Source organism: Bacillus sp. JJ664, from assembly GCF_036962205.1.
GTDB lineage: Bacteria > Bacillota > Bacilli > Bacillales > Bacillaceae_G > Gottfriedia.
In genome coordinates this window covers 4336-5003 of record NZ_JBALMS010000141.1, presented here as the reverse complement: position 1 = coordinate 5003, position 668 = coordinate 4336, and the positions used below count along the sequence as shown (strand labels likewise).

Genomic DNA, 668 nt, shown 5'->3' with positions numbered 1-668 from the left:
TTTTTAAATCAATAAAAATATAGTTAATGCCTTGCATCAATAACAGTACAACGCATTGCACCTCTTCTGATTGCGCGTTCTGCTTCTTCTAATGAAATCCGTACAAAAACAGCTTGATCTTCATCATTTTCCACATCAAATAGAGCAAATGCCTGACGGTTTGTTATAAAGATACACTTGAATTCTGCAGTTACGCCATTCTCATTTCTAGGAGTAGTGTTTCTAATTTCACAAAAATCAAGTCCAGCATTTTTAAGTCTTTTTGCTGTTTCCATATTAATACGAATAATAACAAATACCTCTAAATCTACTCCAGGAACTTCTGATTCTATTTCAACAACTGCAAAAAAACGGTTCCCTACCCTTAGAAGACAATTGGCACCTATTTCGAAAATTTCTTCTTCATTCATATATACACGACCTTTTTTGAAATTTTATAAAGTTTTCATTACCGGGGAAACTAGTCTCTTTTCATCATATTCATTAGTGGATAGTAGGTTACGGATAGACAAACTGTGACAATACCCATTTTTCTATTAAGAAATTTATATACAAGATTTATCTGCAATTGTGACTTTTTTTAGAGAAAATAAACTGCACATCGAGGTCACTTATAGAAAAAATAAAGGATAGAAATAGCAGATATCATCTCTGCTTTTCTATCCTTT

General features: G+C 32.0%; 1 protein-coding gene. It reads right to left on the bottom strand.

Annotated features, from left to right (window positions below):
• Nucleotides 1–23 precede the first annotated feature (23 nt).
• Nucleotides 24–410 carry a hypothetical protein gene (locus tag V7056_RS18190; protein ID WP_499703810.1) on the bottom strand — a complete coding sequence of 129 codons (387 nt, stop codon included), beginning with the start codon at nucleotides 408–410 and terminating at the stop codon, nucleotides 24–26.
• Nucleotides 411–668: the final 258 nt, after the last annotated feature.

Bases quoted from the DNA above. Each gene is read 5' to 3' on its own strand.
- V7056_RS18190 (WP_499703810.1), bottom strand. From the start codon at position 410: ATGAATGAAGAAGAAATTTTCGAAATAGGTGCCAATTGTCTTCTAAGG.